This window comes from Flavonifractor sp. An306 (genome assembly GCF_002159455.1).
GTDB lineage: Bacteria > Bacillota > Clostridia > Oscillospirales > Oscillospiraceae > Flavonifractor.
Map to the genome: position 1 here is coordinate 17,194 of NZ_NFIQ01000009.1, position 14,113 is coordinate 31,306.

The window sequence follows — 14,113 nt, forward strand, 5'->3', positions numbered from 1 at the left end:
GTCTGCGGATTGGGTCCGGCGGCTCCGGTTACGCCCGGGTGTCCATCGTGTCCATGGCGGGCTGGGCCGGAGTCTGGGCGGCGGCATAGGCGGCCCGGGCCCGGGCTCTGCGTACCTTCCGCTCCTCCGGGGTCTCCAGCACCGGCGCGGTATCCTCTGTCTCCGGGCTGTCGTGCTCCGGTTCCGCCCGGTCGGGCTCCTCCGGCGCAGAAACATGGACGTCCACCGTATCCTCGTTGGCCTGGATCTCCTCGGAGCGGGTGGGCAGTTCGGCAAAATCCCCGCTGGCTACAAATTCCCGGGTACTCTCGGCCACCCGGTCCACCCGCTGTTTCTCCGCCATGGCGATCTCCAGCTTTTTGGAGAGCGGGATATGGGGGTCGTGCTCCACGGCCCGCACACGGGTGAGGGAGGCGTTGATCCGGCCTATCTGCAGCTGCCGGGCCTCCTCCTGGGTCCTGCAGCGGCTCAGCGCCTGCTCATAGGCCTTCTGTTCCCGCTCCTGATTCACCAGCTCCCGATAGGCCTCCGGGTCATGCTCCTGGAGATAGTCCCGCTCCTTCTGGGTCAGCTTGCCGCCCACGTCCAGCTTCTGGTGGATCTTGCGCAGCGTATCGTCTCCACCGTTCCCCGGAGCGGTTTCCTCCGCCTGGAGCTGGGAATCGCCCAGCCAATCTTCCAGTGTGGTACCCTTGGCATTGTATTGCCCCGTCTGCTGCTTCATCGACCATTGACTCTGAAGCTTCAGGTTTTTGATGTAGCTGTTCAGGTTTTGAATCGACATGAAATCCACTGTGACGTCCTCCTTTCCCGCTTGCGTACCGAGCGTTCTCCGGCTTCCCCGGACATCCTGCAACCACTTGCGCACAAATGGTCCCTTTATTATTATTATCGGCAATTTTTTGGAAAAGTTTACAACTTATTTTGGCGTAAAGAAACGGACTTTCCGCCTCTGTCAAAAGGCGGAAAGTCCGTTTCTTTACGCATGTCCGCAGAATTCAAAGATCCCCGCGGCGCCCTGGCCGCCGCCAATACACATGGTGACCATGAAATAACGTCCGCCGCAGCGGCGCATATGCGAGATGGCTTTGCACAGCAGCATGGCGCCCGAAGCCCCCAGAGGATGCCCCAACGCCATCGCGCCTCCCTCCGGATTGAGTTTATCCTCCGGGATGCCCAGCGTCCGCACACAGGCCAGCGCCTGAGACGCAAAGGCCTCGTTCAGCTCGATATCATCCATGTCGCTCAGCTGCAATCCGGCCAGCTTCAGCGCCTTGGGAATGGCCTTGATGGGGCCGATTCCCATAATCCTGGCAGGTACTCCATCCACGGCAAAGTCTACAAATTTCGTCAGCGGCGTTACCCCCAGCTCCTGGAGTTTTTCCTCCGACACAAGTACCACAAATCCCGCGCCGTCGGTCATCTGAGAAGATGTGCCGGCCGTAACCACTCCATCTTCCTTAAAACACGGCTTCAGCTGGGCCAGGCTCTCCATGGAGGTCCCGGGGCGAATTCCCTCATCGACCGTCAGCACCACCGGATTGCCCTGCCCATCCAGCCCGTCCACGGGGATGATCTGATCCTCAAACCACCCCGCCGCCTGGGCCTGCGCCGCTTTTCTGTGGCTTTCGCAGGCCATGCGCTCCATATCTTCCCGCGAAATATGATACTCCGCCGCCACATGCTCCGCCGTCATACCCATACTGATATAGTTATCCGGCGCGTGTTTGAGCAGATAGGGTTCCACAATATTGGGGTCTGTGGCCATCGGAACCATGGACATGCTCTCCACACCGCCCGCCACAATGACCTCCGCCTGTCCGCAGGCGATGGTGTTGGCGGCAGTGGCCACGGTCTGAAGGCCGGAGGAGCAGAACCGGTTTATGGTCATGGCCGGAACCCGATCCGGCAGGCCGGCCCGCTGCGCCACCAGCCGGGCAATGTTATAGTCCTGCACACCCTTGGGCATGGCGCAGCCAACCACTACATCGTCAATATCCTCCGGCTTCAGCTGCGGAATGCGCTGGAGCACCCCTGCCAGGGTCTGACCGCCGAACTGAACGGGATGAATCTTGGACAGCCCGCCCTTAAACGCCTTACAGTAAGGACTGCGCCCATACGACACCAGATAAACAGGTCTGACATTCATATCATCGTCTCCTTCCGGATTGATAGCTGGCTCAGGAAAAAAACATGCCTCCGTTGACGGAAAGCGTCTGCCCGTTGATAAACGACGCGTCCCCCGAGGCAAGAAACAGAATGGCCCGGGCAATCTCCTGGGGTTCCGCGCCACGTCTCATGGGGATCTTTTTGAGCATGGCCTCCACCACCGTTTCCGGAATGGCTTTGGTCATTTCTGAATAGGTAAACCCAGGCGCCACCGCGTTGATCCGAATTCCCTTGGCGGCATATTCCAGGCACAAAGTCCTGGTCAGAGCCTCCACCCCCGCCTTGGACGCGGCATAATTGCTCTGCCCCACATTGCCCATCTGTCCGGAAACCGAAGCAAGGTTTACGATGGCCCCTTTCCCCTTTTTCAGCATGTGCCCCAGAGCCGCCTGGGTGGTAAACAGCATGGATTTGAGATTGACACTCATCACGCTATCCCACTGTTCCTCGGTGAGTTTGTGAAACAGCGCGTCCCGGGTGATCCCGGCATTGTTGACCAGGATATCCACCTCGCCAAAAACGGATGCGACTTTATGGAACAGCGCCTCCACATCGTTCCGCACCGCTACATCGCACCGCACCGCCAATATGTCGGAATACCCCTGAGCCAACAGCGTTTCACCTGCGGCGGCACAGTCGTCACTGAGGTCGGCCAGCACCACCCTGGCGCCTTCCGCAGCAAACAGCTGCGCCGTGGCGAACCCAATGCCCCGGGCGGCTCCGGTTATGACAACCACCTGATGGGAAAATCTCATAGCAACCATCCTTCCTGAAGTGGGATTTTCCGGTCATATTCCCGCTTGTACAGGCCGTGGACCGCCTGCGGTGTTTGCAGGCGGTCCACGGTCTGACGGTTACCGCACCAAAGGCTTGATGCCCAGGATTTCCCGGGCTTCCGCGGGGGTGGCGGGTTCCTTGCCAAAGGTGCGCACGGCCTCAACCGCCCGGGCGACCAGCATCTGATTGGTGGCCATGATCTTCTCGCCGTTTTTATCATAGCCGTAAACCACATTGTCCTCCAGGCCTACCCGGATATGGCCGCCCAGAGCCAGGGTTGCGTACAGAATGGGCAGATGAGCGGGGCCCACGCCGAAGGCGGACCAGGTGGAACCGGCGGGAATGTGATTCTTCAGATAGAGCAGATTTTCCACCGTGGCGGGCATACCGCCCAGCACACCCAGCACAAACTGATAATGACAGGGGGTGGGGAGCTTGCCCTTTTTCACATAGTACTCGGTAATGCCCAGCATACCGGCGTCGAAAATTTCAATCTCCGGCTTGATGCCCCGCTCGATGTACACTTCGCCCAACTTCTCCAAAAACTGAGGGCTGTTCATAAACACCAGGTTGGGCATCCAGTTGAAGGTACCGGCGTCATAGGAGCCCATCTCGATCTCGTCAATGGTGCGCATATGGGCCATACGCTCCTCGTCGGTGGGGCTGACCGCGCCGGAGGAGGTGCAGTTGATTACCACGTCGCAGTCCTTATGGGCGCGGAGCAGATCCACCGTCTTGCGGAACCGGGCGGCGTCCATCGTGCCGATTCCCTTTTCATCCCGCATATGGAGATGGACAACAGCTGCCCCCAGTTTCCAGCATTCATAGGCAGCCTCGGCAATCTGCTCAGGCGTTTCCGGAATATTGTAGCCGGAGGGGGTAATCGCACCGGTGAGGGCGGCGGTAATGATGACTTTCTGATTCAGATTACTCATGCTGATTTTCTCCTTTCATATCGTCACAAAATTCCATATTGACGGGCTTCCCTTTCCAGGGTCTCCCTGTGATCTGGGTGGGCAATGGCAATCAGGCTCCGCGCACGCTGGGGAATGGTTCTGCCCCGCATCTGGGCAATTCCGTATTCTGTAATGATATAGTCCACGGTATTGCGGGAAAGGGTTACAATGGTCCCTGGAGCCAGGACGGCGGAGATGGTGGAAATCGTGCCCTTTGCAGTGGTGGAACGCAGGGCGATGATGGAACGGCCATTTCTGGCATGGATCGCGCCGGCGGCGGTATCGCTCTGACCTCCGCTGCCGCTATACTGTCTGTTTCCTACCGATTCAGAGGCCACCTGGCCGGTCAGATCCACCGCCAGAGCGGTGTTGATCGACACCATGTTCTCATTCCGCGCCACCACGGAGGGACAAGTGACGTAAGACGCGTCAAACAGAAGTACACCTGGATTTTGGTCCACAAAACGGTAAAGGCTCTCGTCACCCAAAATAAACGAACCTACAATTTTGCCTGGAAACAGGCTTTTCTTCCGTCCTGTGACAATACCCTCCCGGACCAGATTCGCCATGGAGCTGGTGATCATTTCCGTGTGGATGCCCAAATCCTTTTTTCCGCTGAAGCTTTGGGCCACCGCGTCCGGAATCCCGCCAATCCCCAGCTGGATGGTGTCGCCGTCATGTACCAGAGAGGCCACATATGTGCCGATGGCCGCCTCCGCCGCTCCCGTCCGGGCCCGTGGAAGCACGGGCGGCGGGGTGGAGCCGTTCAGCAGGTAATCCACCTGGGAGATATGCAGCGCTGTGTCCCCGAACACCACAGGAAGATTGGGATTGACTTCCAGAATAATGATGTCCGCCTGCTCCAGAAAGGTCTGCTCCACAATGCGCGCCAGCGGCAGGCGAAAGTAGCCGTGCCGGTCCATGGGTGTGGCGGCGCAGCAGAAAATGCGCACCGGATTTTCCTCCACCCAGCGCCGGGGCAGATTGTGCAGATCGCCCGGAAAATAGCTGCACAGGCCGGCCTCCTGTCCGCTTCTGGTAGAGGCGCTGTGAAACGGCGAGACCACATCCACCACGCCCCGGAAGGCCGGGTCACTGAGGTATTCGTACCGCCCCAGGGTCAGGCCAGAAAACACCGTAACATTTTTGACCCGCCCTTTTAAACCAGCCAGCGCGGCGGCAAACCCAAAGGGCTCGTTGCCGCAAAAGCCCAGGGCTACCTGGTCTCCGTCACGGATCAGGGCCAACGCGGCATCCATGGAGATGGTTTTTTCGCGGCAAAGCGTCTCCAGTTCCATCATGACAGTTCCTTCAAAAATTCAAAGAAGCGGATATTTTCATGCTCCAGCGGGAGTGTTCCGTTTTCGATCTTCTTGACCACATCCACCACCATATCGTTGACCGGAGTGGGGACGCCTACCTTCCGGCCCAGCTGGCAGGCGGCGCCGTTGATGAAGTTGATTTCGCATCGGCGGCCGTTACGCAGGTCCTGGAGCATGCTGGCCAGCAGCGCCCGGTGGGGCCCCCACAGCTTGCGGCAGATCTCCTTGGTCCGCTCCATCCCGGCGGCATCAGAAAATTGGAAGGCATCGGTAAAATCCACCTGCACGCCGGCCCCATGGAAGGGCTCCATCTGAATCCCCGCCGCCGCGGTGGCCTGAATGCACTCCCGGCCAATATAGGCTACGGCGGTCAGGCCCAGCGGATCGTCCATAACGGCTCCGAAGGTGTCGCCGATGACTGTGGACATGCCGCTGAAGGTAGCATTCATCAGCACCTTGCACCATCTCAGGCCCATAAGGTTTGTGGAGATGGTGATGGGACACATGTACTCCAGAATCTGTTTGACCTCTTCCAGCTCGGGCGTAAGCGCGCCTGTCACCGTACCCAGCGTGGAGGAGCAGGTGGCAATGGGAGAGGTAAGCTGCGACACACCGGGGCCGATAAAGGTGGCTCCCCATCCCACCGGGCTACCCATGACCCGCTCGGCCCCAAAGGCGTCCACAAGCGCGGTTTCCGGCAGGCCGTTCTGACAGGTACAGAAAATGGTCTCCGGCGTGGCATGCTTCTGCATCTGCGGAATGCAGACGTCATTGTAGGTCTGCTTGGCCATATAGATGAACAGGTCGTAGGTGCCTTCCATCTCATCCGGGGTAAGCGCATGGACCGGCACGGTCAGCTCTGCGCCGCCGATCACCTTCGCTCCATTGGCATTGAGCGCGTCCACATGGGCCTTGTTGGCGTCAATCAGATCCACCTGACGGTTCTGGGCGATGAATGCCCCCAAAATCGTGCCCAGAGAGCCGGCACCCATAATTGCAATACGATTCAGCATAAAAAAGCTCCTTTCCCTTTTGTTTCAGCAATTCAGATACCCAGCAGGATACAAGCGCCGGCAGCCACCAGAACGGTAATGGCCGGAATGGCTACCGAGGTCCAAAATACATGTTTGTAGCCCTCCTTGTGGCTCAGTCCCAGATAGGACAGAACCAGGAACAGGCCGGCGGCATGGGGCAGCGTGTCCAGGCTGCCGGCGGCAACCGAGATCAGGCGGTGAAGCACTTCCAAATCGCAGCCGGAGGCGATGAAGTTCTCGCCCAGAATCTGCAGCGTCAGCCGCAGGCCGCCGGAGGAGGAGCCCGTAATACCGGAGATGACGGCGGTAGAGAAAATGCCCTCCAGATAGGGGTGCATTTTGATGCTCAGCACCCAATCAACCACCACCTGGAACGCGGCGGAATTCTGCACCACAGTGCCAAACGAAACCACCGCCGCCAGACCGCCAATGGCGGAAATACCGTCGTTCAGTCCCACGCCCAGCAGCTGCTTGATGCTTTTTCCCTTCAGGCGGTCCAGGTTGAAAAGCACCACCAAAATCGTGCCGGACAGCATGGCGGCTACGGTCAGCAGCGCGGAATCGGAAATGAAGCGTCCGCCGATGATGATAAACAGGATGAGCACAATCATGGGCAGGAAAGACTTCCAGGCGGCGGGGAGCGTGCTGCGGTCGGCAATCTCATAGGCGCCGGTATTCATATGGGCGGGGTAGGTCCAGCCCTCGCCGGCGGCAATCGCCTTTTTCTCCTGGAGCCGGGCATAGACCATGCACATGACAAACATCGCAATGGAACAGAGGATGCCCAGGATGGGAGCGGCCGTCATTTTGGTGCCCAGAAACTGGGTGGGGATAATATTGGTCAGCGCAGGGGTTCCGGGGAGGGAGGTCATCGTATAGGTGGAGGAACCGATGACCAGGCAGGCCACCGTCAGATGGCGGGGCAGATTAGCTTCCTTGAACAGAAGGAACATAATGGGTCCGACCACAAAAATGCAGACAAACAGGCTCACGCCGCCGTAAGTCAGCACGGACGTAATCAGCACCGAAACCAATATGACGTTCTTCTTCCCAAACCAGTCGATCAGCTTGTAGCCGACGGCGGTGGCGCAGCCAAAGGAATCCATAAATTTTGCATAAAGCGCAGAGAAAATGAAAATCAGGAGATAACTGCTGTAAGTGCCCGCATATCCGCCCATATAGTAGCTCGCGTAAGATTCCCACACAGGCATACCGTTGGACAGAATTACCACAAGAGCCGCCAGCAGGGATAGCGGCAGGGCCGCCAAGCCTTTGTAGGCGCCAATGATCATGATGGCAATTGCCGCCAGCAAACCAATAATACCGATCATAATTCTCCTCCTCTGTCAATCTGCCGTGTTTTGGTTTGGCCAAACCTGCCCCAATAAATTGCAAGATCCACGCCAACTATCGCGCAGCCGACGGAGTAAAGCCGTCAGCCCTTGGGACTCCAGCAAAAAAGAGATAGGTAAAATTTTTGCCCCTTCCATACAATTCGTTCCTGAATCGGTATGGAAGGGGCAATTCATGGCCATATCTGATAATGGATTCACATCTGAATCACTTGTCAGCTTAATAGTCAATCTGATATTTTGACTTTCGCCGCACCACAGAAGGCTGACTGATCTTCAAAATTTCCGCGGCTTTGTAGGTGCTCTTATACTTTTTTAAAATCTTTTCCAAAATGCTTTTTTCGCACTGATTCAAATAGGATTGAAGGGAAAACGATTCCTCGTCCATATCTGGAATCAGATCGTTCGGCTGGATCAGGATGGGCAAGTCGGCGCTGCCGGAGGGTTCCATGGAAAAGGTGCTGCCAAACTGTCCAAAAAAAGAGGACGGAAGTTCTCTGATTTCCATAACCGTCCGGCTGCTGGTCACCACAATCCGCTCCACACAGTTGCGCAGCTCCCTTACGTTGCCCGGCCAATCATAGCTCAGCATTTGCTCAAAAACCCGGTCGGAGAGCACTTTTACCCGGTCATATTTTTGGCAGTACTGCTTCAAAAAATGCAGGCAGAGGGGGATGATGTCGGCCTTGCGGCTGCGCAGCGCCGGAACCTCCAGCGGAATCACGTTCAGGCGGTAGTAGAGATCGGCGCGAAAGCGCTGCTCCCCGATCTGCTGCTGCAAATCTGTATCGGTGGCCGTGATCAGCCGGAAGTCCACATAAATATCCCGATTGGAACCAACTCTGCGCATCTTGCCCGTTTCAATCACCCGCAGCAGCTTGCCCTGGAGATTGAGCGGCAGAGAATTGATTTCATCCAAAAAAAGCGTTCCGCCATGGGCCTCCTCAAAAATACCCCGCTTCCCGGAATCCAGCGCCCCGGTAAAGGCCCCCTTCTCATAGCCGAACAGCTCCGCCTCCAGCAGATGCTCCGGCAGAGCGGCACAGTTGATCTCCACCAGCTCCCGCCCACGGCGGGGGCTGCAGCGGTGGATATATGAGGCCAGCGCGTTTTTGCCCACGCCCGACTCCCCCGTAATCAGAATGCTGGAATCCACCTCCGAGACCTCTTTGGCCGTATCCAGCAGGGCTTTCATCTCCGGACTGTGGGCGATCATGCGTACGGCATGGTCCTGCTGACGGTTCTGATTCAGGAATACCTGGCCCTGAATATCGTTGATCACAGCGTCCTGATACCGGCGATTAAAGTGATCAATGCTCTGCACCACCCCAATAATGAAAAGAATGTTCCCCCTGTCGTCAAAAGTAGGGATGGCGGACACAATCTGGTTGTAGTCGGGAATTCCGTTTCCAGGCACAACCTTCTGCAAAACGGTGTGCTTTTGCTTGGTCTGAAGTACATAGTCAGAAACGCAGTGGTCTGTATAGCCCTCCTCCACCAGCTGATATACATCGCGGGCGGCATACCATTCCTTGGAATAGCCTGTAGTTTTCAGAAAAAAGGAATTTTCAAAAATGAAATGTCCATTTTGGTCCACACACCATATACCCAGGTCGAGATTGTCCAGCAGCGTCTGAAAATCCAGCGATAGCGGATACATATAAACCCTCCTAAAGAATGTGGAAAACTGTGGCCGTCAGCAACGATGAAGTTCTACTCTAATTTTAGAGAAAGCCTATATATTGTCAAGGAAAATTACCCTTGATCCGGCTGATGTAGAATCTGGTTGTCCGCCCCCCTCAGCTGCCAGTCCGGATTTTTGCACCGGCTGGCCCAAACCTCTTGACAGATCTGGCATTCAGGCATATAATTAACAAAGTTAAGTATATGCAGGAGGACAATATCCGGATGGAATGGACTGATATGATGCACTACCAGCAGCAGATGCAAAAGCTGGCCCGGGCTCTGCTGCCCCCGCGCAAAGCTGTGCTCACCGCCAGCGAATGCGAGCTTTTGTCCCGGCTCTACTTGCAGCCGGAGCAAAACACACCCGTCTTGCTCAGTCAGAGCAGCGGCATGAAAATAGAGGCGGTGAGCCGCTGCCTGAAGGCGCTCCACGAAAAAGGCTGCATTCGCAAGCAGCGGCAGACCACCGATGAGCGCAGTTACCGGCTGTTCCTCACAGAAACCGGCCTGACAGAGCTGAAAAAGGGCTGCGAGTGCATATTGCAGCCCTTCTATGACCTGTGGCGCAGCTCCAAGGAAGATTTTGAGGCGTTTGTGTATTACGCGGACAGACTGGCCGCCCATATAGAGAAAGGGCAGGGAAAGAACCGTGACCATGAAGTTTTATGACGCGCTGCAGCTGGACCCCGCCATCCTGAAGCGGAAGAGCGCCGCCTGCGGCGCAAAGCGGGAAAAAGCCTATTACTGGGCCGCCATGGCGGCCCGCTCGGTTTTGATCGTCTCCTTCGCCATCGTGTTTATCAGCCTGCTGTCCAATCTGTTCGGCGCGGACAACACCCCTCTTGCGGTGGCCTTGTTCTGCATGATGCTGGGCATCCGCTTTGTCAATTTTGAATACTGCGCCGGCGACTCCCTTCTGACTCTGGCGGCGGCGCTGGCTATTCTGGTGCTGGCCCCCAGCGCGGCGGCGGCAGCCCCGGCGGTACTGCTGATCCCGCTGCATTTCGGGGCCTTTTTCGCCCTGCTGTATATCACCACCCAGCGGCCCGAAATGGGAAACGGCGGGCTGTACAGCTTTGCCTACATCTACCTGACGGGCAACCCGGTATTTGGGGAGGCCCTGCTCCGCCGGGGGCTTCTAGCCGTGGTGGGCTTCGTGCTCTGCGGCGGGATTTTGCTGCTTAAGCACCGGGGACAGCACAAGGCCACCCGTTTTCATCATGTGGTGCGGCGCTTTGACCTTACCAATCCGGTTCACCTGTGGCAGCTGCGTATGACCCTTGGCGTCAGTCTGGTATTGACCGCCGGACAGATGTTCGGCGTGGAGCGGTTTATGTGGATGGGCTTTGCCTGCGCCTCCCTGCTGTCGGCGTATCCCTACTCCGGCAATACCTCCGTCCGCTTCCGGCAGCGGCTTGTGGGCGCCGCGGCGGGCTGCGGGGCATTTTTCCTGCTTTATCTGACGACGCCCGAGGCTTTCCACCCGCTGATGGGGCCGCTGGGCGGGCTGTGCCTGGGCTTCTGCACGGATTACCGGTACAAAACAGCCATGAACTGCTTCGGCGCGCTGATGCTGGGCGCCGGAATTTACGGCCTTCAGGGGGCGGTCATCCTGCGCATGGTGGACACCTTCCTGGGCGTAAGCTTCGGTCTGGTATTTGCGGCCCTCTTCCACCGGCTGGCAGCCGTCCGGCTCCTGCCCCAGCCGGAAGGAGAATGACCGGAGACCTTTGTAACAGCTTTCTTACATTTCTTCCAGATGCCTTGCGCCTCCGCTTTAAATGGGTTATATTGTTATATTAATTGTCCCACACACAGCGAGAATGGAGGCGGTCTCTATGGCATGTACCCGATTCCCGGTCATCGACCCTGCCGCCACCGGCAGAAACATCGCCCGGCTGCGGCAGGAGCGGGGCTTCACCGTCCGGGATCTCCAGCGGTTTTTCGGCTTTGAGGAGCCCCAGGCCATCTACAAATGGCAGCGGGGACAGAGCCTGCCCAGCATCGACAACCTCTACGCCCTCAGCCACCTGTTTCAGATCTCCATGAACGAGATTCTGGTACCCGTTTCTCCCGTTTACGCAGTTGAGCAGCAGGCTTCCGCCTGCTGCTCAACTCTTTTTATTCCATATGACCGCCGGACACAGGGGGTATGGCAAACCTTCGGAGCCGCATGGGCCCTTATCCGCCGGAGCCCCGGCGCTCCCCGTCCCCGAAAGGAAGGGGAGCGCCTGCGGCTTTCCAGGCGACTTCATCTAATACATCCATCAGGCGAACCTGAAACGGAGGGAGACGTATTTGCGGGGCTGTGCAGTGACAAGGTTTGCGGGGGGAGCACATGCGACGGGGCGTAAAACGCAGCGCGAGGCAAAGGACGGACAGAAAGAAACCGGCCAGACTGGCCGCCGTTTCCGATCCCAGTGTTTGACTCCTCTGCAAGGCACGCAGCATCATAGTTCATCTGCGTCTGAACCGGCCCCCAGCGGCCCTTCCGGTTTGCCATACCCCCCGTGCCCGGAGAGGACGGGGCATCACTATGCTCCGGCGTGTCTGCCGCCGGCCGCTTTCTCAATGAAGTCGGTCAGGATCACATCGAAGCTGTCGTTGAGATCAAAGGGCGGCGTATAGTCCACTTCGGTATTCACCAGGCACCGGTCCATCTCCATGGAGAGCGCATCCGCCTTTTTCCCCAGGGCGGCCGCCAGCCCGCGGAGCTTGTTGCGGTCAAAGTCGATGGTAACCACCTGTTTGGCGTCGCAGCGGTAGGCCACCTGGTTCCCGTCGCCGTTGAACCGGTATCCGGAGCCGCCGCCCGGGATCAGCTTCTCGCTGTTGCGCAGGGCGGTCATATCGCGGAACACCCGGGCCAGGGCCTGCCGCTGCCGGTTGAGGCCCACCTCGCTGTCCATATCCAGCGCCAGCCTGCTCTTGGCATCGTGAATGGCCCTGCTGAGGATTTCCCGCTCTTCCATCATGGCCATGAGGAATCCGGCGATTTCGTTGGCATGGCCGGCATACTCGCTGGGGGCGTTCTCCTCCACCACCACGTCCTGGGCGTCGCCCATCACCTTGCTGCGCAGATGGGTCGTCTTGACCTTGAGAATGTTCCGGTGATCCTCCAGAATGTCTATGGCCTGGTCCATCACAAGCTGGAGCTTATTCTGGGTGCGAAACGCATCTTTCAGGTTCATTCAGCCTGCCTCCTTTTTGCTTTCGTTGGGTTTATCATAGCTCCGCTCCGCCCGTTTGTCATTGAACCGCTGGTTGAATCCGCTGTCTGTCAATAAAACGGGCGAAACTGACGGCTTTGGTTGGTGGCGTTTTGTCCGCCGAAGCGGTATACTGGAAAAAACGGAAGCGCAAAGAGGGAGGAACTGTAATGCGTTTAGGAAGCAGTTTGTACCACGCCCGGAAAAAGAGCGGCCTGTCCCAGGAAAGCGTGGCGGAAAAGCTGGGGGTCAGCCGCCAGACCATCTCAAAATGGGAGACCGAAGTTTCCCATAGTTAAGGATACCACACCACAAACCCACGCTTACACTACTTCCAAAACATCAAATTTTGGAGGTACTCCCCATGAAAAAACTGATTTCCTGTGAGTTTAATATCGACACCGCCTGTGTGGAGCTGAAGTATTCTGACGGCAGCATGATTTCTATTAACTGCACCGCTGTAGAGGACGAAGTTGCGAATAGCCGTTTCCAGCGGTCTGAACTGGACTGGCTCATCCACAACGATCCGCTGTCCTATGCAGAATTGATTTTGAATGGCGATCCGGAAGAATACCTGCGAACCGTAACGGAGGCTCCACAGTTAGATTTTGATTCATAAGCAAAGCCGCCAGAGGCACATCCATGAGATGCTGCTTCTGGCGGCTTTTTTACATTTTGTCAATCAAAGCAAACACTACCGCTTGTTGCTCTTCACTCAATCTTGACCATCGTTCCAGGAGCTTCCTTTGTGAATCAGTCAGAGAAACCGGTGAATCTTCTTCTGCGAATAGCTGAGAAAGCGTGATGCCAAAAGCCATGCAGATTTTTTCCAACGACGGAATAGTGGGAACCATATTCTTACGATACCACGAGGAGATCGTAGATTGAGGCAAACCAGAGCGTTCTGCAAGCTGATACTCCGTCCAGCCCCGCTCCTCTCGATATGTGGTTATGGCAGAGAGAATATCTTTCACCTGCATCACCCCTTTGCTTGTGTTCTTCGTAAATTATACTTTTGTTTGTCGTTGCTCTTTAATAATTTTAATCGCATAATTTTAACGATATACACAAGCAAAAGGAGAATGATTTCAGTGAGCCAGAAAAGCTGTTTCTTTATTGGGCACAGAGAAACACCGGAAGAAATTTACCCAGTGCTATGCGCCGCTGTTGAGGAGCATATAGTCCGCTACGGCGTTACTGAATTTATTGTTGGTCGTTATGGATGTTTTGACGGTCTTGCGGCAAAAGCCGTAAAAACCGCAAAACAAACCCATTCAGAAGTCGAACTGACATTATTGCTGCCGTACCATCCAGCAGAGCGCCCGATTCCTGTACCGGATGGATTTGACAGCACCTACTATCCTCCGGGGATGGAAAATGTCCCTCGTAAGGTTGCTATTGTCAGGGCAAATCGGTATATGGTCGATCATACTGATTTCCTCATTGCCTATGCGTGGCACCCTGCCAGCAATGCAAGAGATCTTCTCGAATATGCAAGAAAAAGAGAGGGCAAGGGATTAATCCATGTGACAGCCTTGCCGCATATTGATTTATAAGAAAAAGTCATTACTTTTATATAGTTTTTTATCTTGCGAAAAGTAATGACTT

General features: G+C 56.4%; 15 protein-coding genes and 1 pseudogene. 6 read left to right on the top strand and 10 right to left on the bottom strand.

Annotated elements, in window-relative coordinates:
* Positions 1-28: 28 nt before the first annotated feature.
* The 8 genes from B5F88_RS03385 to B5F88_RS03420 all read right to left on the bottom strand — a co-directional run bounded on the left by B5F88_RS03385 (position 29) and on the right by B5F88_RS03420 (position 9,270).
* Positions 29-793 carry a hypothetical protein gene (locus B5F88_RS03385; RefSeq protein WP_087341644.1) on the bottom strand — a complete coding sequence of 255 codons (765 nt, stop codon included), beginning with the start codon at positions 791-793 and terminating at the stop codon, positions 29-31.
* A gap of 186 nt (positions 794-979) precedes the next feature.
* A complete protein-coding gene (locus B5F88_RS03390; protein ID WP_087341646.1) occupies positions 980-2,149 on the bottom strand; it encodes a thiolase family protein in 1,170 nt (389 codons plus the stop codon).
* Between the two features lie 31 nt (positions 2,150-2,180).
* The gene (locus B5F88_RS03395) at positions 2,181-2,924 is read right to left on the bottom strand and encodes a beta-ketoacyl-ACP reductase (RefSeq protein ID WP_087341647.1); all 744 of its coding nucleotides are present in this window, start codon (positions 2,922-2,924) and stop codon (positions 2,181-2,183) included.
* 99 nt (positions 2,925-3,023) lie between these two features.
* On the bottom strand, positions 3,024-3,881 hold the full coding sequence (locus B5F88_RS03400) for a 3-keto-5-aminohexanoate cleavage protein (RefSeq protein WP_087341649.1): 858 nt from the start codon (positions 3,879-3,881) through the stop codon (positions 3,024-3,026).
* A gap of 23 nt (positions 3,882-3,904) precedes the next feature.
* Entirely contained in the window at positions 3,905-5,203 is a 1,299-nt protein-coding gene (locus B5F88_RS03405; RefSeq protein ID WP_087341651.1) for an acetyl-CoA hydrolase/transferase C-terminal domain-containing protein, read from the bottom strand.
* Positions 5,200-6,237 (bottom strand): 2-dehydropantoate 2-reductase, encoded by a 1,038-nt coding sequence (locus B5F88_RS03410; RefSeq protein ID WP_087341652.1) that lies wholly within the window; start codon positions 6,235-6,237, stop codon positions 5,200-5,202. Before B5F88_RS03410 ends, B5F88_RS03405 begins: the two co-directional genes overlap by 4 nt.
* A gap of 32 nt (positions 6,238-6,269) precedes the next feature.
* Positions 6,270-7,589, bottom strand: a complete 1,320-nt coding sequence (locus B5F88_RS03415) for a GntP family permease (RefSeq protein ID WP_087341654.1) — start codon at positions 7,587-7,589, stop codon at positions 6,270-6,272.
* A gap of 241 nt (positions 7,590-7,830) precedes the next feature.
* Entirely contained in the window at positions 7,831-9,270 is a 1,440-nt protein-coding gene (locus B5F88_RS03420; RefSeq protein ID WP_087341656.1) for a sigma 54-interacting transcriptional regulator, read from the bottom strand.
* A gap of 248 nt (positions 9,271-9,518) precedes the next feature.
* On the opposite strand from B5F88_RS03420, the gene B5F88_RS03425 reads away from it, so the two are divergent.
* From B5F88_RS03425 to B5F88_RS21925, 3 genes are all read left to right on the top strand, one after another.
* Positions 9,519-9,965, top strand: coding sequence for a helix-turn-helix domain-containing protein (locus B5F88_RS03425; RefSeq protein ID WP_087341659.1), 447 nt, complete (start codon positions 9,519-9,521; stop codon positions 9,963-9,965).
* Positions 9,952-11,016, top strand: a complete 1,065-nt coding sequence (locus B5F88_RS03430; RefSeq protein ID WP_087341662.1) for an FUSC family protein — start codon at positions 9,952-9,954, stop codon at positions 11,014-11,016. The genes B5F88_RS03425 and B5F88_RS03430 overlap by 14 nt, the downstream gene beginning before the upstream one ends.
* A gap of 118 nt (positions 11,017-11,134) precedes the next feature.
* A complete protein-coding gene (locus tag B5F88_RS21925; protein ID WP_087341664.1) occupies positions 11,135-11,650 on the top strand; it encodes a helix-turn-helix transcriptional regulator in 516 nt (171 codons plus the stop codon).
* Positions 11,651-11,830: 180 nt separating this feature from the next.
* On the opposite strand, the gene B5F88_RS03440 is transcribed toward B5F88_RS21925, so the two are convergent.
* Positions 11,831-12,487 carry a hypothetical protein gene (locus tag B5F88_RS03440; protein WP_087341666.1) on the bottom strand — a complete coding sequence of 219 codons (657 nt, stop codon included), beginning with the start codon at positions 12,485-12,487 and terminating at the stop codon, positions 11,831-11,833.
* 188 nt (positions 12,488-12,675) lie between these two features.
* Here B5F88_RS03440 and B5F88_RS03445 point away from each other — a divergent pair.
* Both B5F88_RS03445 and B5F88_RS03450 read left to right on the top strand, forming a co-directional pair.
* Positions 12,676-12,789 (top strand): annotated as a pseudogene (locus B5F88_RS03445) (helix-turn-helix transcriptional regulator); the annotation flags it as partial.
* An 80-nt stretch (positions 12,790-12,869) separates the two neighbouring features.
* Positions 12,870-13,124 (top strand): DUF6061 family protein, encoded by a 255-nt coding sequence (locus B5F88_RS03450; protein WP_087341670.1) that lies wholly within the window; start codon positions 12,870-12,872, stop codon positions 13,122-13,124.
* Between the two features lie 49 nt (positions 13,125-13,173).
* Here B5F88_RS03450 and B5F88_RS03455 read toward each other — a convergent pair whose 3' ends face one another.
* Positions 13,174-13,479 (bottom strand): helix-turn-helix transcriptional regulator, encoded by a 306-nt coding sequence (locus B5F88_RS03455; protein ID WP_242959619.1) that lies wholly within the window; start codon positions 13,477-13,479, stop codon positions 13,174-13,176.
* Positions 13,480-13,596: 117 nt separating this feature from the next.
* Between B5F88_RS03455 and B5F88_RS03460 the strand changes: the two genes are divergently transcribed.
* Positions 13,597-14,061 (top strand): hypothetical protein, encoded by a 465-nt coding sequence (locus tag B5F88_RS03460; protein WP_242959620.1) that lies wholly within the window; start codon positions 13,597-13,599, stop codon positions 14,059-14,061.
* Positions 14,062-14,113: the final 52 nt, after the last annotated feature.

What these genes read in the sequence shown, in the direction of transcription:
- B5F88_RS03430 (WP_087341662.1), top strand. Translation starts at nt 9,952, where the DNA reads ATGAAGTTTTATGACGCGCTGCAGCTGGACCCCGCCATCCTGAAGCGG.
- B5F88_RS03440 (WP_087341666.1), bottom strand. Translation starts at nt 12,487, where the DNA reads ATGAACCTGAAAGATGCGTTTCGCACCCAGAATAAGCTCCAGCTTGTG.
- B5F88_RS03425 (WP_087341659.1), top strand. Translation starts at nt 9,519, where the DNA reads ATGGAATGGACTGATATGATGCACTACCAGCAGCAGATGCAAAAGCTG.
- B5F88_RS03405 (WP_087341651.1), bottom strand. Translation starts at nt 5,203, where the DNA reads ATGATGGAACTGGAGACGCTTTGCCGCGAAAAAACCATCTCCATGGAT.
- B5F88_RS03395 (WP_087341647.1), bottom strand. Translation starts at nt 2,924, where the DNA reads ATGAGATTTTCCCATCAGGTGGTTGTCATAACCGGAGCCGCCCGGGGC.
- B5F88_RS03450 (WP_087341670.1), top strand. Translation starts at nt 12,870, where the DNA reads ATGAAAAAACTGATTTCCTGTGAGTTTAATATCGACACCGCCTGTGTG.
- B5F88_RS03420 (WP_087341656.1), bottom strand. Translation starts at nt 9,270, where the DNA reads ATGTATCCGCTATCGCTGGATTTTCAGACGCTGCTGGACAATCTCGAC.
- B5F88_RS03400 (WP_087341649.1), bottom strand. Translation starts at nt 3,881, where the DNA reads ATGAGTAATCTGAATCAGAAAGTCATCATTACCGCCGCCCTCACCGGT.
- B5F88_RS03410 (WP_087341652.1), bottom strand. Translation starts at nt 6,237, where the DNA reads ATGCTGAATCGTATTGCAATTATGGGTGCCGGCTCTCTGGGCACGATT.
- B5F88_RS03390 (WP_087341646.1), bottom strand. Translation starts at nt 2,149, where the DNA reads ATGAATGTCAGACCTGTTTATCTGGTGTCGTATGGGCGCAGTCCTTAC.
- B5F88_RS21925 (WP_087341664.1), top strand. Translation starts at nt 11,135, where the DNA reads ATGGCATGTACCCGATTCCCGGTCATCGACCCTGCCGCCACCGGCAGA.
- B5F88_RS03415 (WP_087341654.1), bottom strand. Translation starts at nt 7,589, where the DNA reads ATGATCGGTATTATTGGTTTGCTGGCGGCAATTGCCATCATGATCATT.